This is a genomic window from Butyrivibrio fibrisolvens, assembly GCF_023206215.1.
Taxonomy (GTDB): Bacteria; Bacillota; Clostridia; order Lachnospirales; family Lachnospiraceae; genus Butyrivibrio; species Butyrivibrio fibrisolvens_C.
The window spans coordinates 1,071,501-1,096,586 of record NZ_CP065800.1; the positions used below are offsets into that span (position 1 = coordinate 1,071,501).

Genomic DNA, 25,086 nt, shown 5'->3' on the forward strand with positions numbered 1-25,086 from the left:
ATTGGTAGCCGAGGAATATGATAATCTTTTTGCTACCTATCACTTCGCCTGAATTGCGCGGAAGGATTATTATATTCCTTGAGCACCAATAACATTGGTGGTATAGGCGTGATTAGTGAAAGGATTTTTATGAACAAAAACGAAAAAGCCAGATTGTACAAGAAGGACGATCTGCTTACAGTTGAAATTACAGATATAGGAAATGACGGAGAGGGTATAGGCAAGATTGATGGCTATACTCTCTTTATTAAAGATGCGGTAATTGGCGACAAAGTAAAAGCCAAGATCATGAAGGCTAAGAAAAATTATGCCTATGCACATCTTGAAGAAGTCATAACGCCTTCCAAAGACAGGGTAAAACCAAGATGCCCCATCGCAAGGCAATGCGGCGGATGCCAGATCCAGAACATGTCTTATGAAAGCCAGTTGAAATTCAAACAAAGCAAAGTCAGAAATAATATAGTAAGACTTGGCGGTTTTGATGAGAAGGAAATAGACTCTATCATGGAGCCTATCATAGGAATGGATGATCCTTTTAAATACAGAAACAAAGCCCAGTTCCCCGTTGGCAAGGATAAAAATGGCAAGATAGTAACAGGCTTTTATGCCGGACATTCTCATAACATAATCCCTAATACGGATTGCATCATTGGCGTACCTGATAATAAGGAAGTCCTCGAGATCATAATAGCTCATATGGAAAAGAACCATATAGAGCCATATGATGAAGTAACAGGTAAGGGCCTTGTAAGACATATCCTTATAAGAAAAGGCTTTGTAAGCGGCCAGATCATGGTATGCCTCGTTATTAACTATAAGAATAAAAATAATACTGAGAGTATATACATCAAAAATCAGGATGAGCTTATATCAAAGCTTTCATCTATTGATGGAATGACCAGTATATCCGTAAGCATCAATACAGAAAAGACCAATGTAATAATGGGAACTGAGATTCACACTATCTGGGGACAGGATACCATCAAAGATACCTTATGCGGTCTTGAGTTTAATATATCACCCCTGTCTTTCTATCAGGTTAATCCCGTGCAGACAGAAAAACTCTACGGCCAGGCAATTGAATACGCTGGCCTTACAGGTAACGAAACAGTGTGGGATCTTTACTGCGGAATAGGAACCATCACTCTGTCCATGTCCAAAAAGGCTAAACAGGTATATGGCGTAGAGATAATCCCTCAGGCAATCGATGATGCTAATGACAATGCAGTAAGAAATAATATTTCTAATGCGAAGTTTTATGTAGGAAAAGCTGAGGAAGTACTCCCTGATTTTTATGAAAAGGAATCTGAGAAAGATAGCTCTTCAAACGCACTTCATCCCGATGTTATCGTTGTTGATCCTCCAAGAAAAGGATGCGATCAGATGTGCCTTGATACCATGCTCAAGATGGCTCCAAATAGGATCGTCTACGTCAGCTGTGATAGTGCAACACTGGCTAGAGACTTAAGAATACTTTGCGACGGAGGCTATAAGCTTGAGCATGTACGCCCTTGCGATATGTTCCCGATGAGTGTTCATGTGGAGACGGTAGTATTGATGTCAAAGGTTAAAGGGTAATAGCCGCAAAAGCCCAATAATACTGCGGCTTTCGGGCAATCGGGCAAATATGGCATCGTGCAGGACAAACGCTTCTCGGTAACTTATCCAAAAGCAAAAAGGTTCAAAAAGTGTGAGAGTTGAGTTGCCGAGATAGATGTCGGGGAGTTGTGGCTGTGAGATAGATGTCAGGAAATAAAAAATGTTAATTTCGCGTGTCATTTACATTTGAATGGCTAATGTTAATCCGCGTTGCTTGTGGCAACGGTCTGCTGCTCCTACAATGAGGACAACAACTGAAGAAAGGAGGTTATCTTCGATGCTTAATGAGAACATTCAGTCCATAAGAAAGTCGAAAGGACTGTCACAAGAGGAGCTTGCAATTAAGCTGAATGTAGTGAGACAGACCGTGTCCAAATGGGAGCGTGGGTTATCGGTTCCGGATTCCGAAATGCTGATCAATATTTCAGAGATTCTCGAAACACCGGTTAGCGTTTTGCTCGGTGAACCGAATACAGAGATAGGGGTACCCGTTGATGATTTGAAAGTAATTTCTGAAAAACTAGAGGTCATCAATCTGCAGCTGGCACGAAGCAAAGCTGCTAAACGAAAAGTTTTGCACTGGTTGTTTATAACATTGTGTGCACTAATTGTGATAATCGCCGCAGTTCTGATTTCACAAAACAGTCCCTATTTGAGCTGGGATTTCAATGATCCGGAAACTGCAGTAGTAGGAACATTCTTTCATGCGTTTGAGTGGTTCTTTTTCAGATTAGCACCTGTTGCTTTAATCGGAACTATTGTTGGGATAGTGTTAACAAGACAAAGGAAGTAAGACAGACCAAGGCTCCTCACTACAGACAAATGTGTCGGCGGCGAGGAGCCTTTTATGCTTCGATATCGATTGTGAGTCCAGACTTAAATTCCACTGTGAAGTGGTCGGCAAAGACGGTGATCTTCTCGATGAGCTTTTTTACCAGAGCTTCGTCGAACTCTGTGATGTCTGTTTTCTGCTTGGAGATAAAGTCCTGCAGTTCCTTGATCCGGTTCATGGCTTCTTCCCGGTGGTGGCTGTCGACCTCGGACTGTTCCTTCTGTTCCCTGAGTCTGAGGATTTCGTCAGCGATGGCATCGTAATCCTGTTTGTTGTTTGCCTTCTTGATGAGCTCTTTTTGCAGTTCTTCCAGCCGAGCTTGAATGCCATCCGGCGATAGGGTATCGGCGCTGACTACGGCCTTGGCGATATTGGCCTGCAACTGTTTTAGGAAGGTGCCGCGCTCTGTAAGAATCTGATTGATGGCTGTGACCGTGACTTCCTGCAGCAGGAGCTCGTTAACCGTCCGGTTGGTGCAGTTTGTGTCTGCGGAGCCCGGCTCCAATCGGCTGATGCAGCGCCAGACGATGGACTTGCAGCCGTGGTTATTCCAGTGAACGCGCCGGTAAAGCTCGCCGCAGTCTCCGCAGAAAACCATCTGTGCAAAGCAGTGATTGCAGGAGAAGCTGCGTTTCTTGCCTGTCGGGCTGACATGGACTACCCGGCGACGGACAAGCTCCGCCTGCACCTGCATGAAGAGGTCTTTTGGAATGATCGCTTCGTGGTCGCCTTCAACGTAGTATTGAGGTACGGTGCCGTTGTTCTTGATGCGCTTCTTCGTCAGGAAGTCTGTGGTGTAGGTCTTTTGAAGCAGCGCGTCACCCATATACTTCTCGTTTCGGAGAATCTTGTTGATGGTGCTTGTGTGCCATTTTTCTTTTCCTGCGCCGGTTAAAATGCCGTCAGCCATAAGACCGGAAGCAATCTTGTCCATGCTGGAGCCTTCGAGGTATTCCCGGTAGATGCGTTTTACGATCTCGGCCTGTTCCGGATCAATGACAAGGTTGCCGTTCTCATCCTTGGTATAGCCGAGGAAGCGGTTGTGGTTAACCTGAACCTTGCCCTGCTGATAGCGGTATTGAAGGCCGAGCTTTATGTTCTCGCTCATTGATTGGCTTTCTTGCTGAGCAAGGCTCGCCATGATCGTAAGGAGCACCTCGCCTTTGGCATCCAGCGTGTTTATGGATTCCTTCTCGAAATAGACCGGAATGTTCTTGTCCTTGAGCTGCCGGATGTATTGGAGGCAGTCGAGAGTGTTTCGGGCAAATCGGCTGATGGACTTGGTGATGATCATGTCAATGTTTCCGGACATGCACTCGTCAATCATGCGGTTGAACTCGTCACGCTTTTTGGTGTTGGTACCGGATATGCCATCGTCCGCAAATATGCCTGCCAGTTCCCAGTCGGGATTCTTCTGGATGTACTCCGTGTAATGCGTGACCTGCGCCTCATAGCTGGTTTCCTGTTCGTCGGAATCCGTGCTGACGCGGCAATAGGCTGCGACGCGGAGCTTTTTCTGCTCGGATTGTTTTACCGTGTTCCCGACCTGCCTTTTGGCCGGGATGACCATAACATTTCCCATTAGATCGCCTCGCTTTCAATGAGGCTGTACAGATACTCTGCCTGTAGCCTCGGATCTTCGTATTCTTTCTCCGCTTCTGCAAACCAGAAGTGTGTCGGAACCTTTATAGGCTTTGAGCTTTTCAGAAGGTTCAGCCTTCCGAGCTTACCGGCACGTTCCAGACGAATCGCTTCTGCCTTGTCGAAGGTCTCCTGATCGATGATTGCCGGGTAGAAGTCATCGCCGAGGTAGTGCCTGTTTTGCATCAGACGCTTTGCTGAGCTGTGGTAGGCCTCGATACCTGCCTCGATGGCAGCTTTTGACAGTGCCATTCCGGCGAGGTAATTCTCGTATAGGTTCCTGATTTTGGCGGCTTCATCTTCGTTAATCACAGCGCAGCCGTTTTCAATTCTGTATCCGTATGGTGTATGTCCCATGCCCTCACTTCCTTTCCCTGAGCGTTAGACCGCACTTCAGTTCAAACCGGATATCGTTTCTGGAATGAACGATGATGCGTTTTACATATCTGTCAAATAAGTCTTTGTCGAACTCCTGAAGCATGGCGCTCTTTTCTGCGAAATGAATCAGTGCTGTGGTTTCGGTGATTTTGTTTACATCTCCGGAGACTTCATTCTTCAGGGCTTCAATCTCATCCCGGAAGCTGTCCGCCTGAGAAAGCAGTTCGTTTGTTTCCTGACTGTAGAGCACCGGATCAATGATGCCCTGCGTCATGAGCATTGTAAGAGTCTCGCGCTTTTCGGTATTTTGCGCCAGAAGGGTTTGAATCTGCTGAATACGATGAAGAGAATCATCTGACGATGATGTTTTCAATGATTCTAAGTAAGGCTTCAGGATTTGACGGTGCGAAAAAATCAGCTTGTTCAGCATCGTGGTGAATGACTGCTTCAGCGCATCGTCTCTTACAAAAAGCATGTGGCACCTATCCTTGTCTTTGATATGGGTGTTGCAGCACCACGCGATGTATTTGTGATCGGTGCAGCTATGAATCCGGCGCTTGAAGGTGTCGCCGCACTCACCGCAGATGATCTTGCCGGAGAAAGCATATCGGTTTTGGTATTTATCGGCGCCTTTTGTCACGCCTTTTTCGGAAGCCCGCTGACTTATAAAAATCCTTGCAGCTTCAAAATCCTCACGACTGATGATCGGTTCGTGATGATCCGTGACCATGTATTGCGTCTGCTCACCGTGGTTGTTGTGTCGGACAAATTGTGAATCAGAATAGGTTTTTTGGAAAAGGCAGTCGCCGACGTATTTCTCAACGGAGTAGAACATTGTAGGATAGCATGAGGTGTGATAAAATAAATTCACTAATATGAATGTTATATAAGTGAATGACAAGCGAGGTATCACTCATGATTATCAGTGAAAGAATTATAAAGGTTTTGAAAGAACGCAATATGACTCAGGCGGAGTTTGCAAAGCAGGTAGGTATTTCGACCAGTACCATAAGCGAATGGAAAAAGAGAAAGACCAATCCTACTGTAGAAAAGATAATGGACATCTGTAATGTTTTGCAAATTACTCCGGAGCAACTTCTTACCGGTAAAGGAATTGAGGATGAAGAGGAAATTGCTGCAGCAAGTCCAGAAAGTAAATTCACTCCAGGCGATGTTCAGATGATTGAAGATTATCATAATCTTAAGGAAGAACAGCAGAAGAGGCTTATGGCTTATATGGAAGCACTGAAGAAGATAGAGAGCCTTGAGGATATGTAGTTAAAATTATTCGATTAAAAATTTGGACCAGTGGTTTGCGGTCGATTTTTTCGACCACAAAAAACATCTTTGTTTGAATATAGAATACATGAAGTCACAATTTGTGACTTCAAAAAAAGAAAATGCAAAGGAATATAGCGTTTATGAAAAATACAACAGACTTACTCACAGTTGAGTCTATTAGAAACTGTGTATATACGATACGCGGGCAACAGGTGATGCTCGACAGTGATTTAGCTGATATTTATGGATATGAAGTCAAAAGATTAAATGAGCAGGTTAAACGAAATATAAACAGATTTCCGGAAGATTTTATGTTTCAATTGACAAGAGAGGAAGTTGATTTGGTGAAGTCGCAAAATGCGACTTCACGGAATGATTCATTTTTTGAAGGGCAGGATGGTGGTAGAAGAAAAATGCCTTATGCTTTTACAGAGCAAGGAATCTATATGTTAGCGACAGTTCTTAGAGGAGAATTGGCTGAGCAGCAGAGTATTTTTATAATGCGAGCTTTTAAGGAAATGCGTCACTATATCCGTCAGAATCAGCAGTTTGTAACTCAGTCCGAAATGAGCATGGTTACAGCTAAGGTTTCAGAATTATCTGTGCAAATGGCAGGAGCAATTGATCATCAGAAGAAAACGGATAAGGCAATTGAAGATATTCAGAAGAGTATTGATACCCTGAATGAAAATTTTGTTTCGGATAAGGATTTTAAGAATTTTATAATCTATAAAGGTCAGAAGTTTGAAGCTGATGCGGCTTACATAGATATCTATCAGCAGGCAGCAAAATCAATTTATGTTGTTGACGATTATATGAATACGAAGTCTTTACAGTTATTATCGCAGAAAAATCCAGGGGTTGAGGTTATTCTTTTTACAGAAAATGGACACGGTAAGCGAGGCTTTCTTACAACATCAGTGGTTAATGATTTTCTAAACCAATATCCACCGCTTCGAATTAAGCCTAATCCTGATTGTCATGATAGGCTTATTGTACTCGATTATGGATTATCAACAGAGCAAGCATACCATTGTGGAGCATCCAGTAAGGATGCAGGACGAAAACTCTGTGCTATTAACAAGGTGGAATCGGTACAAATGATTCGTCCGGTTGTTGATGCTTTGTTAAAACTTCCGGATAAAAGTATCTAAAGGAGATGATATTATTGGGGAAAGAAAAAGCAAAAGTATATCTATATACCCGTGTTTCCACATCAATGCAGATAGATGGATATTCCTTGGATGCACAGAAGTCAAGGATGAAAGCATTCTGTGAGTTTAATTAATATGAGATAGTCGGTGAATATGAAGATGCAGGCAAGTCCGGCAAATCTATTGAAGGGCGTGTTGCCTTCAACAACATGATGGAAGATATTAAATCAGGAAAAGATGATGTCTCTTTTGTTCTTGTATTTAAGCTTTCCAGATTTGGCAGAAATGCGGCTGATGTTCTCAATTCACTTCAGATTATGCAAGACTTTGGAGTGAATCTGATCTGTGTAGAGGATGGAATTGATTCATCAAAAGAAGCAGGAAGGCTTATGATTTCTGTACTGTCAGCAGTTGCCGAGATTTAGCGTGAAAACATACGTGTACAGACTATGGAAGGCCGTATGCAAAAGGCTAGAGAAGGTAAGTGGAATGGCGGATTTGCTCCTTATGGATATGCCTTGGTTGATGGAAAGCTTGAAATAGATGAAGAGGAAGCTGTAGCTATCAGAACCATCTTTGACCAGTACGTAAATACAGATATGGGGTCAAACGGAATCGCAAAATATTTAGAAAATCATGGGATTCATAAGATTGCAAGGCAGAATGGTAAGAATCCTTTGTTTGATGCATCCTTAATACGAAGAATAATTCAGAATCCGGTATACTGCGGTGAAATTGCTTATGGCAGGAGAAGAACAGAAAAGGTTCATGGAACAAGAAATGATTATCGTCAGGTTTATAAGGATGATTACCTGCTTGTAGATGGGCTTCATGAGGCTTTAGTATCAGAAGAAGTATGGGAGCAGGCACAGATAAAAGTAGCAGCTCAGGCTAAAAAATATGAAAAAGTCAATTCTCCTAAAGGTGAGAAAATACATCTTTTATCAGGTGTATTAAGGTGCCCTGTTTGTGGTGCAGGCATGTATGGGAATAAAAGTATTAAGCATAGAAAAGATGGCACAAAGTACAGTGATTATTTTTACTATGGCTGTAAGCATCGCAATATGACAAGAGGGCATAAATGTGATTATAGAAAACAGGTATCTGAAATAAAGCTCGATGGAGCTGTAGTTGAAGTCCTGCGAAAGCTAGTGAGCAATAAGAAATTTGCTGGGATGATGCGTGAGAAAATCAATATGGAAGTTGATACCATAGCACTTGATCAGGAAATATCTGCTCAGGAAAAGACGCTACGCCAGAGTTACTTGAATAAAGATGCCATACTTTCAGATTTGGACAACTTGGATTATGAAGATAAGCATTACAAGAGAAGGAAAGCAGATTTAGAGGACCGCCTTAGTAAGACTTATGATAAAATCGAAGAGACAGAAAACGCTTTAGTAGAAGCTAAAGCTAAGAAGAGGTCGATACTTGCTGAAAAGGTTTGTGGAGATAATATCTACAAAGCGCTAATCTTTTTTGACAAAATGTATGAGCCGATGAATGAAGCGGAACGCAGAGAGTTCCTGACACAATTCATAGAAAAGGTTGAGATTTACGAAGAAGAACAAGAGAACGGCCAATGGCTTAAGGCCATTGAATTCAAGCTTCCTATCATATCAAAAGATATGAAGATTAGTTTGGACAATGGCTCGCAAATCGAGACGGTATGTCTCTTGAGTAAAAAAATGTGAAGATTTGATAATGTCTGTATATTGCAAGAAGATACAGATGATATTAAAAAAGATACCCAATAAAAAACTGAGTGCTTATCACACTCAGTTTTTTATATTTTCTACGATATCTTCGATAGTAAAGGAATTATTCTCATCATAAGCATAGAAATGACCATCATTGATATCAAAACCATAGTGATAACAATCCAATAGGCAGTGGCTTCCGACAACAAAAGGGTTTTTGTATTCATAGAAATCTACTCTTGAATCCCAAAATGCGAAACGATGATATCCGACGATTTTATATCCATCATATTCTATAACATCTTCTCTATTTGGAAATGCTCCAATCTCCCCTGCCCAATCAATTGCCAACGTTAAACCAATAGGGAATGGTAATGGAAAGACTGCAAAAATGATAACTACAGCAGTTATAATTGAGAGCACTCGCTTAGCAATTTTATTTTGTACGCTATTATAAAACTTTATGAATCCCCATATAAATAATATAAAACTACTTGCAAGCCAAATGAAATTGATCCAGGCCCTGAACATTAATCCGAACTGTCCTAAGATGAATCTGGCCACAAAAAACAATACAAATAATATTATTCCGATAAATAGTGTGTTTTTAAATAATTTCTTCATAGGAGGAAGTATAGCACAATGAATTGTTGGATGGAAGAATTTTATTGGTGTAGTCTGAGGGTAGAAATATTTTTTGTTTGTGCGCTTTATCGCTTACAATTGACATTGTATCAGATAAAGAAAAATCCAAATTAAAAGATGCTATACTGATATGGTTTGCGAAGGTCAAACTGTTAATAAATAAAGCACAGGGAGAGATACAATGAAAAAGAAGATAATTAAAACCATATCAGGGGCTATGGCTGCAGCCATTATTTTATCAGGTTGTAATAGCCCACAGCTTAAAATTGATTCAGAAGATGAAGAAGCAGTAGAAGATTCTGGTGAAAATGATTCCGAAAATGAAAGCGATGAGGAATCTACTAATGAGAGTGAAGAAACTTCAACTAAAGAAACTGAAGATGAAGAAACGGAAGCTAAAGAATCCGATGCCGATTCATCTGCTGATGCATCTGATGCCGCTTCTGATGCAGATGAAGAAAGCGATTCAGCAAAGAAAGACAACGATAACGATTCTAAAAAGAAAACCGATGAAAGTGAATTTGAAGATATCACTGACTACGACTCTACTGTAATGCTGGACGGAGAAGAGCTTACAGAAGATGAACTTTCAGATATTCAGGATTTTCTGAATCAACATGAGAATAACGGATTTGTAGCTACATCATACAGGACTCCGGACAAGGCGAACTGGAACGAGGTATTCTATGGCGGAGCTGGTATTGAAAACTGTGATTATCCTGACGAAGCGCTAGATGCATATCTTGATGCCATAGGCGAAGATTTTGTTGAGTATGACTTGATAGCTCTTTCAGGAGATGATGTCAGATCATATGTAGAGAGCAAAACAGGCATAACTGATTTTGATATTTCGTTATTAGACGGCTTCACTTATATAGAAGAATACGACATTTTGTTTGATCAGGTCAGTGATACTAATCATGTGAATATTGTATGCGAAGAAGGTATTAGAAGAGATGACCTGATACAGGTTCTTGTATATGGTGAAATGCAAAAGGTTGGCGAGCTAGGCGCTTACAGACGTATTTCATTAATAGAAACCGGCGATTCCGATAATCCATATATGTTCTATTCAAACAGGGAACTATGGGAAGACTATGCAGATTCTGTTATTGAAGCAAGTGTTTACGGAACAGATGAAACAATTACCTGCGCTATTTCAGGTACTGCATATGGTCCTGATATTGCCATAATAGAAGATAATGCAGTTGAAGATATTATATATCCAAGGCTTAGCGATATAGATCTGTCAGACTTTAATGATGTTAAAGAAATTGCATTCTGCGATGTAAATGATGATGACCTTACAGACATGGTACTTATCTTATCAGATGGAGATGATACAGTTGCTGTAGTATGTGATGCACATGAATACTACGAGGGATATGTAGAATATTCTCAGGGAAGCAGCGCGGTAACAATCTGGCTAAGTGATAATGTCAAAAAACTTACAGCAGACAATGTTATCGAATATATTCTGAATCATCAGGATGAATATAACGAATTATAATAGTTATAAAATATTCTTTGGATGCACAGAAATCCAGAATGAAAGCTTTCTGCGAATTTAAAAGGAAGAAGCTTATGAAGACAAGACAAGAAGCTTTAGATTATGGTTTATCATTTCCAAATACATACAAGGAAGCTCCGTTTAAAGAACAGAACTGGCAGCTTGTAAGAGTAAAGGGTTCTAAGAAGGCCTTCTTATGGACATATGAGAAGAATGGGTTTATTAATCTAAATGTGAAGGTGGATCCTGAATACAGGGAGCTTTGGAGGAAGGCATACGCCTGTGTTATACCTGCATATCATCAGAACAAAGAGCACTGGAACACGATAATCTTAGATGGCTCGGTTCCAGATGAGGAGATTAAAAAGATGATAGCGCTTAGCTATGACCTTGTAACAGACTCGCCTACAAAGAGAATCTATGAAGCTGTAAAAAAGATTCCCAAAGGGCATGTAGCTACATATGGACAGGTGGCTCAGATGGCTGGCAATAAGAGGATGTCCAGAGCGGTAGGTAATGCTCTTCACCACAATCCTGATCCTGACAATATTCCATGTTTTCGCGTCGTAAATTCTAAAGGGTGTCTATCCGGCAATTTCGCGTTTGGAGAAGGTGTTCAGGAAAGACTCCTTAGAGAGGACGGAATCGAAGTTAAGGATGGCAGAGTAGACTTATCTGTCTATGGTATATCTTTGTGATAAATAGTATATAGTAAACAACTTAAGAAAATGCACTTTACCAGTTGATAAATTCCTGATATGCAAGCATTATATAACAGACATAAGGCATTTTTAAAGCTGTTTACTATAGCTTAATCTTCCAAATACTAATATTATTTATATAATTGTATTAGTAATAAAAAAGAGAGGGGAATTATTATGGGACGTATTTTTATGAATCAGGTGGGCTTTACACCTGATAGCAGTAAGAAGGCGGTACTTGACTTTGGGGGATCTGAATTCAATATCAAAGACTTAAATGATAAGACCGTCTACGAAGGCAAGGTGAGTCATTTCGGAACAGATGAGATCTCCGGAGAAGATGTAAGCATAGCAGATTTTAGTGATTTTAAGGAAAAAGGAAAATACTATGTCACATCCGGTGATGTCCGCTCTACATCTTTTGAAATAGGAGAAGATGTGTATGATGGTCTTATGAAGGATATCTGTAAGTGTTTCTACTTCCTTAGATGCGGAGATGCTCTTTCTAAGGAGTATGCAGGGCAGTATTACCACGAGCCTTGCCATATGAGTAAGGCAACAGTCTACGGAGAAGACACAGAACCTGTGGATGTGACTGGTGGCTGGCATGATGCAGGTGACTATGGCAGGTATTCTACAGCCGGCGCTGTAGCAGTCGCACATATTCTGTATGGTGTAAGATTTTTTGAAGATATATTAAAAGTAGAATTTAACATTCCAAAAGTAAAATGCGATAAAGGTAATCTTCCGGATATCCTTGCAGAAGTTAAAGTAGAGCTTGATTTTCTTAAGAAAATGCAAAGAGAAAACGGCTCTGTATGGCATAAAGTAACTACATTTTGTCATGCGCCTTTCGTTATGCCAGAAGAAGACAAGGAAGAGCTCTTCCTTTTCCCTGTATCATCACTTGCTACAGCAGACATAGCAGCTGTATTTGCTCTTGCATACAGCATCTATAAGGATTATGACAAGGCCTATGCTGACAGTCTCTTAGAAGTTTCAAAGAAAGCATACAAGTGGCTTAAGGAAAATCCTGACGAGCTCCTGTTCTTTAATGCAGAAGGATCAAACACAGGTCAGTATGATGAAGCTGAAGATATCTCAAATAGATTCTGGGCAGCAGCTTCTCTCTATGAAGTTACAGGTGATAAAGAATACTATGAAGATATAAAATATCAAAAAGATAGATTATTATCTTTTGATAAGAATGCTACTAAAAAAGGCTATCAGGGCAATGTACTTACATGCCTTGGATGGGCAGAAGTAGCAGGACTTGGATCAATGTCGATCCTTCTTAAGAATGACGGCGATGACCTTAATAAAGAGATAAAGAAGGCTTTCACAGGTGAAGCAGACAGGCTTTCTTCAAATGCAAAGAAAAACGGATTTGGTCTTTGCATGGAAGCCAAAGACTTCATCTGGGGCAGTAACATGGAGCTTTTGAAATACCTTATGATCCTTACTGTTACAGATAAGAAGATAGAAGGAAAGCCTGAATATAAAGATGCGATCACATCAGGACTTGATTACCTTCTTGGTTGCAACAGCATGGATGTAAGCTACGTAACAGGTAACGGCGAAAAGGCATTCAAGAATCCGCACCTTCGTCCTACAGCAGTAGATGATATAGAAGAACCATGGCCGGGTCTTGTATCAGGCGGTCCAAATGTCGGCCTTCAGGATGAAAGAGCAAAGGAAGTTCCGGCAGGATCAGCACCCATGAAGTGTTACCTTGACCACATCGACTGCTACTCACTTAATGAGATCACTATTTATTGGAATTCACCTCTGGTATTTGTAATGGCCGGAATCCTTGCCTAAGAGTATTGTAAAAATAATTAGATGATAATAGGGCATCTTGCTAGTGAGATGTCCTATTATCATCTTTTATGATGGCGATAACGATGAGCACGTTGGCTATAAACAAACTGTAGCTAATAGAAAAAGCTACATGATGTTGACATTATATGCGACTTATTTTAGTATAATTCCTAGCAATGTGGTAGGGAATGAAAGTGCATCCATGCACTTCTGGACATTCCCACCATATATCCTGTATTTATGGGAATGGAAAGGTTATATAATGTTAAACGAATTTTCAAGAACTCAGTTATTATACGGCAAGGATGCCATGGACAAGTTATCAAGGTGCAAAGTTGCAGTTTTTGGGATAGGCGGAGTAGGCGGATACACAGTCGAAGCCCTTGCAAGATCCGGAATAGGTGCACTTGATCTTATAGATGATGACAAGGTATGCCTTACTAATATCAACAGACAGATACTTGCTACAAGGAAGACAGTAGGCAAGTACAAAGTAGACGTTGCCAGGGATAGAATAGAAGAGATATCTCCAAACTGCCAAGTCAGAACTTTTAAGACTTTCTATCTACCGGAGACTGCTGATCAGTTTGACTTCACCGAGTATGACTATGTAGTAGATGCAATAGATACAGTAACCGGTAAGCTTACGATAATCGAAAATGCCAAGAAGCTGAAAGTGCCGGTGATATCATCAATGGGAGCAGGCAATAAAGTTAATCCGTCAGGTTTTGAAGTTGCAGATATCTATGATACCTCCATCTGTCCTCTTGCCAAGGTCATGAGAAGAGAGTGCAGGAAAAGAGGAATTGATTCTCTTAAAGTAGTATATTCCAAAGAAAAGCCGGTGAGGCCTCTTGAAGACATGTCAATAAGCTGCAGACAGCACTGCATCTGCCCTCCGGGAACTGTAAGAAAATGTACCCAAAGGCGTGATATCCCAGGATCAACAGCTTTTGTACCATCAGTTGTAGGGCTTATCATAGCAGGCGAGATCATTAATGATCTTACAGCTTGCTGATTGTATCTGATTAGTGAATATCCCGCATGTTCTGTAAGCTGGATGTTTGAAAATACTATAAGTGCTTTTGGGTAAAAAGATAGTAAATAGTTAATAATATTAATTAAAATCCCGATAATATTATAAGCAGGTAGTGTAAATATATTGCGTTCTATCACCTTTTATTTGTATAGCTACTTATTATACGATGTAAGAGTCAAAAGGAACTTTTGCCAACTACTTTATTAAATTTAAGCTAAGGATGCTACAGGTATTTTTGTAAAAATGTAAAACAGTGCCTTTTATGACATTAAAACGGCAAGGAATGAGAAGATTCATTCCTTGCTTTTTTTTATCATGAATTAGTAGTAAAAAGATCTTCTAAAGCCTTTTACTATGATGATGTCCTTAGGTGATCACAATATAGGCAATAATTATATAACATAAGATTAGATATCTAAATGAGGGGAGCTTATAGGGGAATGCATAAATTATATAAGATGTCAGCGCTATTTCTATCATGCATATTGTGTGCATGTGCATCAGATAGAGCCGGAGCTGATATAGATAAGGCTGCAGGTGATAATAGCAGCATAGTATCTTCTAACATAGATACTGCAGAAGGAGATACCAAAGCCGAAAGCCTTGCAAATACAAATAAAGAGGATGAAAACAATATGACTGTAACAGATGTATCAAAAGCAGAAGAATTATTTGAAAACCTTGAACTCACAAAAGGATACAAGGATATAACAGATCACAATCCTTGTATGACTCAGCGCTTTAGTGCAGATCCTGGAGTTATGGTATACAATGACAGAGTCTATGTATATGCTACCAATGATGGTATGGCTATGGATAATAAGCCTTCCAAGAATGAATATGGCAATATCAGAACCATTAATATGATGTTATCAAAAGACCTTGTAAACTGGGAAGATCATGGTGCTATCATGGTCGCAGGCGGCAGTGGCGTAGCATCATGGGCGGGGAACTCATGGGCACCTTGTGCTTGTCATAAAGTGATCGATGGCAAGGAGAAGTTCTTCCTTTATTTTGCTAATAGTGGTAATGGAATAGGTGTTCTTACAGCAGATTCACCAACAGGTCCTTGGGAAGATCCGCTAGGACAGGCTCTTGTACCACGCGATACTCCTGGTATTGAAGGAGTTATATGGCTCTTCGACCCTGCTGTACTTGTAGATGATGATGGAACAGGCTATCTTTACTTTGGAGGAGGAGTTCCTGAAGGCAAGGCAGAAGCTCCTGAGAGCTTTAGAGCAGTAAAACTTGCAGATGACATGATCCACCTAGACGGAGAGGTTGTTAAAATCGATGTTCCGTGGGGATTTGAAGATTCAGGCATCAATAAAATAGGTGATACATATTACTATTCATATTGTACTAACTGGTCAGGCGGCCCTTATGGTAATGCAAGGATAGGATATATGACTTCTAAATCGCCTCTTGGACCATTCACCTATCAGGGAACATGTTTTAATAATCCCGGAGATTTCTTCGGAACAACAGGCAATAACCACCATACTATCATTACTTTCAACGATCAGCAGTATATCTTCTATCACGCAGAATATCTTAACAAGAAGATGTACGGCGAGATGCTGGGTTACAGAACCACACATGTAGACAAGCTCCCTATGGAAGATGGCCTCTTTGGTGATGCCAAGGGTACACTTGAAGGTGTTGAGCAGCTTTGCAGCGTAGATGCCTATAGCATAAGTCGTGCAAGCGCGTTAGCATGGCAGGGCGGAGCTTCATTTGAAGGAAGCGGTGATACTCTTCTTAAGTTATCAAAAGGCGACTGGGCAGGAGTATCAGGTGTAGACTTTGGATCCGGAGCTGCTAATATAAAGCTCACAGTTAAGGCTCCTGAAGATACATGGATACGCGTAACAACAGGAAGTGCTGATGGAGAACTTGCAGGATATGTATATATTCCGGCTTCAAGTGATCTTCAGGAAGTATCAGCACAGGTAGAAGGCCTTGAAGGCGTAGAGGATCTTTTCTTTACAGCTGCAGGAGATGTGAGCCTGGATTCATGGGTATGTGAATAATAGGTATGTATATTAAATAAATAGTTAAAAAACGCCGGCACTGCTTCATAAGTGCCGGCGTTTTGAATTAATTTGCGGATTTGAAGAATTTCATTTCTTCATTAAGCTTATTGGCAATTTCTTTTAGATCATTGGCAGATCCTGCAAGTGTAGTTACTGTTGCTGAGAGTTCCTGCATGGATGCTCCTGTCTCCTGAGAAGAAGCTGCGTTTTCTTCGGATATTGCAGATAGAGCACTCATGGTATCTACTACAGCATTCTTAGAAGATTCACAGGTGTCAGCTCCTTCAGAGATGAGCTGTACACCTCCAACAGTACTGCGGATATCTTCAAGCATACCGTTTACTGCATCTAAGGTCTCTCCAAGAGCTATCTGCTGATCAGTATTGCCATTTTTGACATCTGCTGCAGCATCAACAGCTGCTTCACTTTGTTTAAGGAGGATCTCCATCTCTTTTCTGATATCATCTGCCATCTGCTTGGAGTCTTCTGCCAGCTTACCTATCTCTTCAGCTACAACTGCAAATCCTTTACCTGCTTCACCGGCTCTAGCAGCTTCTATAGAAGCATTTAATGACAAAAGGTTGGTCTGGGTTGCTATGGAGGTGATTCCTTCAACTTTCTCACTGATGTTATTAACGGCATCTTTAGTAGCCTGAATAGTACTTGATATATCATCTATCTTGGCTGTCATCTGAGCTGACGAATCCTGAAGTGATCCAAGAGATGTGCTGGATATTTCTGAAGCTTCTTTCATCTTGCCTGCAAGAGTAGTAAGGTCATTGGAAGATGATTGAACGCTTCCTACAGCATCTCCGATCCTGCCTACATTATCTGATGCTGATTGAATCTCATCGGCCTGCTGGCTGGCACCCGAAGCTATTTCCATGACAGCATGAGATACATCTTCTGCTGTTTTGGAGATCTGGTCAGCCATGTCTGAAAGTTCATCAGAAGATGATCCTACAAGGCCTGCAGAGTTCTTGATATTAGTTACGATGTCATCAAGCTTTTCTATAAGAGTATTTGTAGCTCTGGATATAAGGCCGAACTCATCTTTTCTTGAACTGTATTTCTCAACCTTTTTAAAGTTTCCGTCAGAGAGAGCATCCAGAGATCCTGCCACCGCATTAATAGGATCTGTAAAGCTTTTGGCCATATATAGAGAGATGATTATAGCAACAACTAAAAGGCCAAGTCCCACTGCTACTACAATAAGAGCAGACCTTCTTGCAGGCCCCAGAACCTGTTCTTGGGTTTTGGAAGTGCAAACAGTAAAGCCTGTAATAGGATCCTTGGCATAGGCTATATAGCGATTGTCATAGTCTTTTTCAAAATAGAAGCCTTCACTATCTGTTGCTGTGAAGAAATAAAAATTTGACATATCCACTTCTTCATGAGCACCCTCGCCTATTTCATAGGCAGCATGAGCACACAGAGCACCGTTTCTGTCTACCATAAAGGTTGCGTCTGTTTCCTCAGCCAAAAGTTCATGAAAATTGTTGAGATTATAGTTTCTGTGTACTACAGCTATTACATTATTGTCGGGATCGAAGACAGGTGCTGAGAAGGAGATCATCCTCTTTCCATTGGTCTTACTGACAGTCATGTTGGATACAAAACTGTGTCCTTTCATTGCTTCCTGAAAGTATTCTCTTTCTGAGACATCAATGAAGTCGCCGGATGTTCTGACTACCTGCATACCTGTGGGCCCTGCGATTGATGTCTGATCTCCATCGTCCAGTACCTCGTCGCATTCTCTGATGATGTCCTGTACTTCCTCATAAGTCACGTCAGTTCCACCCATCAGATATTCAACTACTATCGGGTTACCGGCAATACTTTCGATCATATTTACATTGCTGGTATAGATGGTCTCAAATCTTCCCTGAAAATACCAGACTTCCCATTCGGCACTGTCAGCTACATCTTCAAGTGCTTTGGCAGTAGAAGTGCTATAACTAAGTATTACAGCTACAGCCAAAGGAATGGCTGCAACTAATATCATGATGGTTATGAGCTTGGTCTTTATGCTGTCCTTAAAATTAATGCTGTTATTGTTTTTTGCATTCTTATTTTTCGCCATGATCAGCCTCCATATCCGTATATTAAAAACAATATATACACATTGATATATCGGCTTATTTGTTCAAAAGATGAATGGTATCAGGGATGTTTTTTGGCATATAGAATAATAACCTGGAGCCGTGGCGAAAGTTATAACCGTTCAAAGTCTTGTCTATACCACTTAAATATATTTATAGCAACTATCAGCAATCGGTTATGGACGCATATTCATTACAATGGCAATATAAGTTCTAACAATTAACAACTAGCCCAAACAACTAACGAACCACCCAGGCAACTAATTACATACAAATGCGGCAAGACATTAAAGTTTAGCTTGCAGATGTATTAGTAGTAACGAGCACACAAGAGTTAGAAAGGAAGTAATGATTATGGCAGACAGAGAATACGGTTTTGATACTTTGAAGATTTTGGCAGGTTATGATTCAGCAGATAACAAGTATTCAGTTTCACCTCCGATCTATCACACAGCAGCATTTGACTTTAGAGACACAGAGCATGCGGAGAATCTTTTTACTTATAAAGAAGCAGGATATCTTTATACAAGAGTTGGAAATCCTACTGTAACTTATTTTTCTGAAAGAGTTAAGGCACTTGAAGGAGCTAAGAACGCTGTAGCTGTTGGATCAGGAATGGCTGCTATCACATTCACACTTCTAAATCTTGCAGCTAAGGGCGGAACAATCCTTGCTTCACCTTATCTCTACGGAGGTACTATAGACAGTTTCGACAGACTGTTCCCTGAAGTTGGAGTGAAGATAAAGCTTACAAGAAGCGTACTTGATCCTGCCGAGCTTGATAAGGAGCTTGCAGAAAGTGATGACGTAAAGGGAATATACCTTGAGTCAATATCCAATCCCAATGCATATCTTCCTGATATAGATGCTATATCCAAGGTAGCTCATAAGTACGGCGTACCTGTTGTTGTTGATAATACAGTAGCAACTCCTTACATATACAGACCACTTGAACACGGAGCTGACATCGTAGTATATTCTGCAACCAAGGGCCTTACAGGACATGGCAATATCATTGCAGGTCTCATCCTTGATAATGGTAAGCTCGACTACTATACAGAAGATAAATATCCTCAGTTCTATGAACCTATCGTAATGCTTAAGGGCAAGAGTCCTAAGGATGTGTTCCCGGATAACTTCTTCATATTCCGTGCAATACTTGTATACCTTAACCTTCTTGGAGCAGCGCTTTCACCCAATGATGCATATCTTGGAATCCTTGGTCTTGAGACCCTTTCAGAAAGAGTAGCTAAGCAAAGCTCAAATGCACTTAAGATCGCTGAGTATCTTGAAAGTTCACCTGCAGTTGAGTGGGTTCGCTATCCAAAGCTTAGCTCTTATAAGTACAAAGAAGTTGCGGATAAGCATCTTACAAGGGGCGGCGGAGGACTTCTTTCTTTCGGGATAAAGGGAAGTAAGGAACAGGAAGCTCTTTTCCTTAATAATCTTAAGCTCTTCCATTATCTTGTAAATCTTGGAGACGTGCGTTCACTTATAGTAAATTCACCGGATACTACTCACAGTGAACTTACAGATGAGGAAAAAGAACTTGCAGATATCCCTGCAAATCTTATCAGGATCTCAGTAGGTCTTGAGGATGTTAACGATCTTATTAAAGATCTGGATCAGGCCTTCAAGGCAGCAGGACTTTTGGATGCAGACAGCTCTGCAGCATAAGGGGTTAAAGGAGCTATATTAAGGGGATTGTCAGGCGCTTATATACATATACATAGAAGCGCTCTGACAAGCTTATTTCAAAAGAGGATGAATATGAAAAATATAAATTTGTTTAAAAAGGTAGTATGTGTCGGACTATCACTTTCACTTCTGACAGCCTGCTCAGTGACTTCTAATGAAAGCGTAATAGAAGATGAAAAGGTAGCTACAGCTGATTCTAATACTGCAGGATCTGCAGATGCTGTATCTGATGGAGACTACAAGTATGGCAAGATCGATATCCCGGGCAAGGACGGAGCCCTTTGCGGAGCACCTATTTATATTGCCTATGAAAATGGATATTTTGCCGAAGAGGGATTCGACGTAACACTGATATCAGCAGACTTTGAGACCAGGAAGATCGGGCTTAACAACGGCAGTATACCGATTGTAAACGGGGATTTCCAGTTCTTCCCATCTATCGAGAACGGAATAGATGTTAAGGTCGTAGACGGACTTCATGAGGGATGCATCAAGTTCGCAGTAAAGCCTGATTCTGATATAGAGACCGTGGAGGATTTGAAGGGCAAGAAGATTGGTGTGGATGAGATAGGCGGAACACCTCACCAGGTTGCAAGCTTATGGCTTGAAAATGCAGGTATATCTGCAGATCCTGCTAATGGTGAGGTGACATTCCTTCCGTATTCTGACGGCAACCTTGAGTTTGAGGCACTTTCAAGCGGAGAGATAGACGTTGCAGCTCTTTGGGATCCACTTGGATCAATCCATGAGAAGGCAGGAGATGTGAAGATCATCTTCGACCTTGGAACGGATGAATATTTTAAGGACAGATTCTGCTGCTTCCTATATGCCTCTACCAAGGTGCTTGAAGAAAATCCCGAAGAAGTTGCGGCACTCCTTCGAGCTTATAGGAAAGCTCAGGAATGGATATATGAGAATCCCGAAGAAGCAGTCAATATCATCGTAGAGAAGAACTATGCTGCTATTGAAGATAAGGAACTTGCAGTAGAGCTTATAAAGAGCTACGGCTATCCGTCAGCAACGCAGCATGCAGATAACTGGGATGAGACTGTAGAAGATAATGTGAGATATTTTGCAGGTGGTCTGTATGACATCGGCTATCTAAAAACGGATCCCGAAGAGTTTACTGATACCGTATATCAGAAAGTTGATGTGGGTAACTGATTGAAATAAAAAATACTAATATGCAAATGAAGTAGTTGTTGTGTTCTCACGGACTATCATTATAAAGATTGTCTGTGAGAACAAATCTTTATCAGAGGATTGATATGGACGTAGAAGTTGCGATCAAAACAGCCAGGCAAAAGCGTAGTGATATAAAAAACATTGATAACAGTATTTATAATTATAAGAATACGAAATATATGCTTCTAAAGATTTTATTTACAATATCAGGATTTGTAGCAGCTATCCTGGTCAATATCCTATTCCCTCAAAAGGCTGATGTAGAGTTTAAGACATATACGCTAAATCTTTTGAATCTGAAGATTGGTTTCAATATGAACAGTGCTTATATAGTAGTACTTATAGCACTTATCCTCATATATGGAACATCTGGAATCTTATCACTTTTTCAAAAAGATAGAAGAAAGCTATATGCCAAGAATGCCGCATTCAGGTTCTTCCTGGGAATAGCTCTTGCTATATGGGATATAGGAGGGACTAAGTTACAGATCTTTGCACAGCCTTTTTTTCCGGGACCGGCCCAGATCATAGAAGCCTATATCGCTGATGGAAGCTACATAGTCCAGAATACGCTGTATTCGATAAGACTTTATGCTGCAGGTTTTAGCTGCGGCGTACTTCTGGGAGTCGGAACCGGTATACTGATCGGATGGTTTCCAAAGGTATATTACTGGGTATTCCCTGTTCTTAAGATAACAGGAGTAGTACCTGCGGTTGCCTGGATGCCTTTTGCTCTTACACTTCTACCTACTTCTTTTAGCGCAGCTGTATTTCTGATCGTAATATGCGCGTGGTTTCAGATTGCATTCCTTACAGCTCAGGGTATACAAAGTACTCCAAAGCAAAGCTATGAAGCTGCAAGAGTTCTCGGCGGAGGTCAGATCAATCAGATACTTCATGTTGCTATACCTCATGCAATGCCGGATATCTTCACCGGCATAGGTTCTGCTAATGCTATGGCGTTTACAACTCTTGTAATGAGCGAGATGCTGGGTCAGCCAGGCGGTCTTGGCTATTATATTAACCAGTCCAAGGTATGGAGTGCATATTATAAGGTTCTTGCTGCGATTGTTATCATGGCTGTTCTTTTTTCTTTTATCAATTTCTTAATAGGTCTTATAAGGAAAAGAGTTCTTAGATGGCAGCAGGGAGTTGTTAAGGTGTGAAAGATTGAAAGTGTTCCACTTTCAAACCATGAGGTTATGAGTTTGAATAAATTCAAACTCTAAGAAGTGGCATCGCGAGCTCTGCCACTTCCAACCATTAGTCACTCGTTCCACTCGCGACATGAGGTTGATTTATGAAAAGTTCTATCAACATAAGGAATGTTAATCGAATATACAAAGATTCTGATGGAAACAAGGTTGAAGCTCTAAAGGATGTAAATCTGGAGATAAAGCCAGGTGAGTTTATATCTATAATAGGCCCTTCCGGATGCGGCAAGACGACACTTCTTCGTCTTATAGCAGGACTCGATAAGCCTCAAAACGGGCAGCTGTTTATAGACGGCGTACCGATCAAAGGCGCAGATCCGTCAAGAGGATATGTGTTCCAGCAAGGGAGCCTTTTTCCATGGCTTAGTGTCAGGAACAATATAGCCTACGGATTAAGGGCCAGAAAGGTCTACAGGAAGAAAAAGGATACTATCGCAAACTATATAGATCTTGTAGGCCTTAAGGGCTTCGAAAAGTCCTATCCTCACCAGATATCAGGTGGTATGGCGCAGAGAGTGGCTATAGCAAGAGCGCTTATCAATGAACCTAAAGCTCTTCTTCTGGATGAGCCTATGGGAGCTCTTGACTCTTTTACCAGAGCTGATCTTCAGGACAAACTACTGGAGCTGTGGAAGAGGGATGGGACTACCATGATACTGGTAACTCATGATATTGATGAGGCTATATATCTAAGCGACAGGATAGTTATCATGACTCCAAGACCCGGTAAGATCAGTAAGATAATAGATGTTGATCTGCCAAGGCCAAGGCAGAGAGGAAGCGCATCATTCCTTGAGATGAGACGACAGATCCTCGAATTCTTCGAACTGGCTCAGGCAAGTCCCCAGCCGGAATACAATATTTAAGAATGAAATAAAATGATGGAAAAGGAAGATTATAAACATGGATTATATTAAAAAGAATTATATAAAGCTAATTGAACTTGTTCTTGCTCTTGTAATTGCAATCGGGTCATTTACTGCATTTGCAGCATGCCCCGTGTCAGAAGAGCATGTGATGGCCTGCCATTATGCCCAGCTTGCCGTAACACTTTTTGGAACAGTTCTTAGTATACAGGCCCTTGCGCCTCTTATCATAAGGAATGATAAAGTAAGGCTTGGTATAACCATCTCACAGATACCGCTCGTAATAGCTCTATTCTTCGTACCCGGAACAGTTTTTTCACTTTGCATGATGAGCAGTATGAGATGTATCAGTATCTTTAAGCCTGCAGTAAGAGTTTTTAGCGGACTTGTATTCATCGTATCAGTGGCAGATGTTGTCATTAGTGTTATAAAGAAAGAAAACGGAGAACTTCAAAGTGAACATAAGGAAACTGCCGCTTAAAAACATAATAATGCATAAAAAAAGAACTGCGGGACTTCTTATAATACTCATGGTTTTGACAATAGCATTGTTTGGAGGGAGTCTTTTTATAAAGAGTCTTAATAACGGACTTGATAGCCTTAACGAAAGACTGGGATCAGATATTATCGTACTTCCCAAGGATGCAGAATCTGAAGTTGACCTTAAAAACCTCCTTCTTCAGGGGACACCCGGATACTTCTATATGGACAAGAGTATACTAAGTGAACTTGAAAATATAGAAGGAGTAGACAAGATATCAGCGCAGTATTTCCTTGTTTCTGCCAATGCAGACTGCTGCAGTGTCAAGGTTCAGATAATAGGATTTGATGAAAAGACGGATTTTACTATCAAGCCATGGCTTCATGAAAGTTACAAGGGAGTACTTAAAGACAATGAGATAATAGTTGGATCCATGCTTTCTACAAGAGTAGGGCATACGCTAAAACTATATGGCAAGGAGTTTCTTGTAGTTGGCAAGCTTGAAAAGACCGGAACAGGACTTGATACGGCAGTATATACAACAGGTGATACGGTTAAGACTTTGATAGGTGCAGCACAGGATAAGGGGATAAGCATATTATCAAAGCAAAGCCCGGATGATGTTATATCTTCTGTATATATTGATATCAAAGACGGATATGACATTGATTCTATAGTATCTGATATTAATCTTGGCCATAACGAAGTCAAAGCGGTCAGATCCAAGACCATGATGACTTCTACCTCGGACAGACTGGGAATAATATCTGCCGCAATCTCATTTTTGATCAAAACAATATGGGTATTTGCGGCAGTAATACTTATAGCAGCTTTCTATATCATAACAGGTGAGAGGAAGAGAGAATTTGCAGCTCTTAGAGTTATAGGAGTATCTAGGAAAAGGCTTGGAATCCTTGTTATGTCAGAAGCTCTTATACTTGGAGTTGTTGGAAGTCTTATAGGCATTATAATGACAGGAGCTGTCATGTATTCATTTAGTGTACTTATAGGTACAAAACTTGACCTTCCGTATCTGTTGCCCGGCGCTTTCACCGCAGCATACTATATCTTAGTAACCTTTGCCGGCGTTGTCTTTATAGGAGCAGTATCAGGGCTTATATCAGCATACAAGGCTGTATCTGTAGATACTGCAAAGATACTAAGAGAATAAAGAGGGGTAAACTTCCCACTTGGACGGTGTAG

The 25,086-nt window shown here is 40.8% G+C and carries 20 protein-coding genes and 2 pseudogenes; 16 read left to right on the forward strand and 6 right to left on the reverse strand.

Features of this window, described 5'->3' with window-relative positions; all coding sequences use genetic code 11:
* The first annotated feature begins 129 nt into the window (after window positions 1–129).
* Together rlmD and I7804_RS04375 are read left to right on the forward strand one after the other, a co-directional pair.
* Window positions 130–1,578, forward strand: a complete 1,449-nt coding sequence (rlmD, locus tag I7804_RS04370; RefSeq protein ID WP_248405130.1) for a 23S rRNA (uracil(1939)-C(5))-methyltransferase RlmD — start codon at window positions 130–132, stop codon at window positions 1,576–1,578.
* 298 nt (window positions 1,579–1,876) lie between these two features.
* Window positions 1,877–2,392 carry a helix-turn-helix domain-containing protein gene (locus I7804_RS04375; RefSeq protein WP_027207033.1) on the forward strand — a complete coding sequence of 172 codons (516 nt, stop codon included), beginning with the start codon at window positions 1,877–1,879 and terminating at the stop codon, window positions 2,390–2,392.
* 52 nt (window positions 2,393–2,444) lie between these two features.
* Here the strand turns inward: I7804_RS04375 and I7804_RS04380 are convergent, their stop codons facing one another.
* From I7804_RS04380 to I7804_RS19245, 4 genes and pseudogenes are all read right to left on the reverse strand, one after another.
* Complete coding sequence (locus I7804_RS04380; RefSeq protein ID WP_248405132.1) at window positions 2,445–4,013, reverse strand: recombinase family protein; 1,569 nt, start codon at window positions 4,011–4,013, stop codon at window positions 2,445–2,447.
* Window positions 4,013–4,429: an integrase gene (locus tag I7804_RS04385; RefSeq protein WP_027207031.1), complete on the reverse strand. Its 417-nt coding sequence runs from the start codon at window positions 4,427–4,429 to the stop codon at window positions 4,013–4,015. Before I7804_RS04385 ends, I7804_RS04380 begins: the two co-directional genes overlap by 1 nt.
* 4 nt (window positions 4,430–4,433) lie before the next feature.
* Complete coding sequence (locus tag I7804_RS04390; RefSeq protein WP_331477852.1) at window positions 4,434–4,925, reverse strand: hypothetical protein; 492 nt, start codon at window positions 4,923–4,925, stop codon at window positions 4,434–4,436.
* 9 nt (window positions 4,926–4,934) lie between these two features.
* Window positions 4,935–5,285, reverse strand: a pseudogene (locus tag I7804_RS19245) (recombinase zinc beta ribbon domain-containing protein); the annotation flags it as partial.
* A gap of 80 nt (window positions 5,286–5,365) precedes the next feature.
* Here I7804_RS19245 and I7804_RS04400 point away from each other — a divergent pair.
* The 3 genes and pseudogenes from I7804_RS04400 to I7804_RS04410 all read left to right on the forward strand — a co-directional run bounded on the left by I7804_RS04400 (window position 5,366) and on the right by I7804_RS04410 (window position 8,579).
* Window positions 5,366–5,728, forward strand: a complete 363-nt coding sequence (locus tag I7804_RS04400) for a helix-turn-helix domain-containing protein (RefSeq protein ID WP_027207030.1) — start codon at window positions 5,366–5,368, stop codon at window positions 5,726–5,728.
* Window positions 5,729–5,871: 143 nt separating this feature from the next.
* Window positions 5,872–6,885, forward strand: coding sequence for an ORF6N domain-containing protein (locus I7804_RS04405; RefSeq protein WP_027207029.1), 1,014 nt, complete (start codon window positions 5,872–5,874; stop codon window positions 6,883–6,885).
* A 14-nt stretch (window positions 6,886–6,899) separates the two neighbouring features.
* Window positions 6,900–8,579: pseudogene (locus I7804_RS04410) on the forward strand (recombinase family protein).
* An 84-nt stretch (window positions 8,580–8,663) separates the two neighbouring features.
* Here I7804_RS04410 and I7804_RS04415 read toward each other — a convergent pair.
* Window positions 8,664–9,209 (reverse strand): hypothetical protein, encoded by a 546-nt coding sequence (locus tag I7804_RS04415; protein WP_027218423.1) that lies wholly within the window; start codon window positions 9,207–9,209, stop codon window positions 8,664–8,666.
* Window positions 9,210–9,411: 202 nt separating this feature from the next.
* On the opposite strand from I7804_RS04415, the gene I7804_RS04420 reads away from it, so the two are divergent.
* The 5 genes from I7804_RS04420 (at window position 9,412) to I7804_RS04440 (ending at window position 16,334) form a co-directional block, all read left to right on the forward strand.
* Window positions 9,412–10,740 carry a hypothetical protein gene (locus tag I7804_RS04420; protein ID WP_248405134.1) on the forward strand — a complete coding sequence of 443 codons (1,329 nt, stop codon included), beginning with the start codon at window positions 9,412–9,414 and terminating at the stop codon, window positions 10,738–10,740.
* Between the two features lie 74 nt (window positions 10,741–10,814).
* Entirely contained in the window at window positions 10,815–11,438 is a 624-nt protein-coding gene (locus tag I7804_RS04425) for a methylated-DNA--[protein]-cysteine S-methyltransferase (protein ID WP_248405135.1), read from the forward strand.
* Between the two features lie 180 nt (window positions 11,439–11,618).
* Window positions 11,619–13,262, forward strand: coding sequence for a glycoside hydrolase family 9 protein (locus I7804_RS04430; RefSeq protein ID WP_248405137.1), 1,644 nt, complete (start codon window positions 11,619–11,621; stop codon window positions 13,260–13,262).
* A 262-nt stretch (window positions 13,263–13,524) separates the two neighbouring features.
* Entirely contained in the window at window positions 13,525–14,280 is a 756-nt protein-coding gene (locus I7804_RS04435) for a tRNA threonylcarbamoyladenosine dehydratase (RefSeq protein ID WP_248405138.1), read from the forward strand.
* A 461-nt stretch (window positions 14,281–14,741) separates the two neighbouring features.
* Window positions 14,742–16,334 (forward strand): glycoside hydrolase family 43 protein, encoded by a 1,593-nt coding sequence (locus I7804_RS04440; protein WP_248405139.1) that lies wholly within the window; start codon window positions 14,742–14,744, stop codon window positions 16,332–16,334.
* Window positions 16,335–16,401: 67 nt separating this feature from the next.
* Here the strand turns inward: I7804_RS04440 and I7804_RS04445 are convergent, their stop codons facing one another.
* Entirely contained in the window at window positions 16,402–18,420 is a 2,019-nt protein-coding gene (locus tag I7804_RS04445; RefSeq protein WP_248405140.1) for a methyl-accepting chemotaxis protein, read from the reverse strand.
* 373 nt (window positions 18,421–18,793) lie between these two features.
* Here I7804_RS04445 and I7804_RS04450 point away from each other — a divergent pair, with 373 nt between their 5' ends.
* From I7804_RS04450 to I7804_RS04475, 6 genes are all read left to right on the forward strand, one after another.
* Window positions 18,794–20,116: an O-acetylhomoserine aminocarboxypropyltransferase/cysteine synthase family protein gene (locus I7804_RS04450; protein ID WP_073386235.1), complete on the forward strand. Its 1,323-nt coding sequence runs from the start codon at window positions 18,794–18,796 to the stop codon at window positions 20,114–20,116.
* Between the two features lie 93 nt (window positions 20,117–20,209).
* Entirely contained in the window at window positions 20,210–21,301 is a 1,092-nt protein-coding gene (locus I7804_RS04455) for an ABC transporter substrate-binding protein (RefSeq protein ID WP_248405142.1), read from the forward strand.
* 104 nt (window positions 21,302–21,405) lie between these two features.
* A complete protein-coding gene (locus I7804_RS04460) occupies window positions 21,406–22,488 on the forward strand; it encodes an ABC transporter permease (RefSeq protein WP_248405144.1) in 1,083 nt (360 codons plus the stop codon).
* A 134-nt stretch (window positions 22,489–22,622) separates the two neighbouring features.
* Window positions 22,623–23,402, forward strand: a complete 780-nt coding sequence (locus I7804_RS04465) for an ABC transporter ATP-binding protein (RefSeq protein WP_248405146.1) — start codon at window positions 22,623–22,625, stop codon at window positions 23,400–23,402.
* Window positions 23,403–23,439: 37 nt separating this feature from the next.
* Complete coding sequence (locus I7804_RS04470) at window positions 23,440–23,883, forward strand: DUF4418 family protein (protein WP_248405148.1); 444 nt, start codon at window positions 23,440–23,442, stop codon at window positions 23,881–23,883.
* A 10-nt stretch (window positions 23,884–23,893) separates the two neighbouring features.
* On the forward strand, window positions 23,894–25,054 hold the full coding sequence (locus tag I7804_RS04475) for an ABC transporter permease (RefSeq protein ID WP_248405150.1): 1,161 nt from the start codon (window positions 23,894–23,896) through the stop codon (window positions 25,052–25,054).
* Window positions 25,055–25,086: the final 32 nt, after the last annotated feature.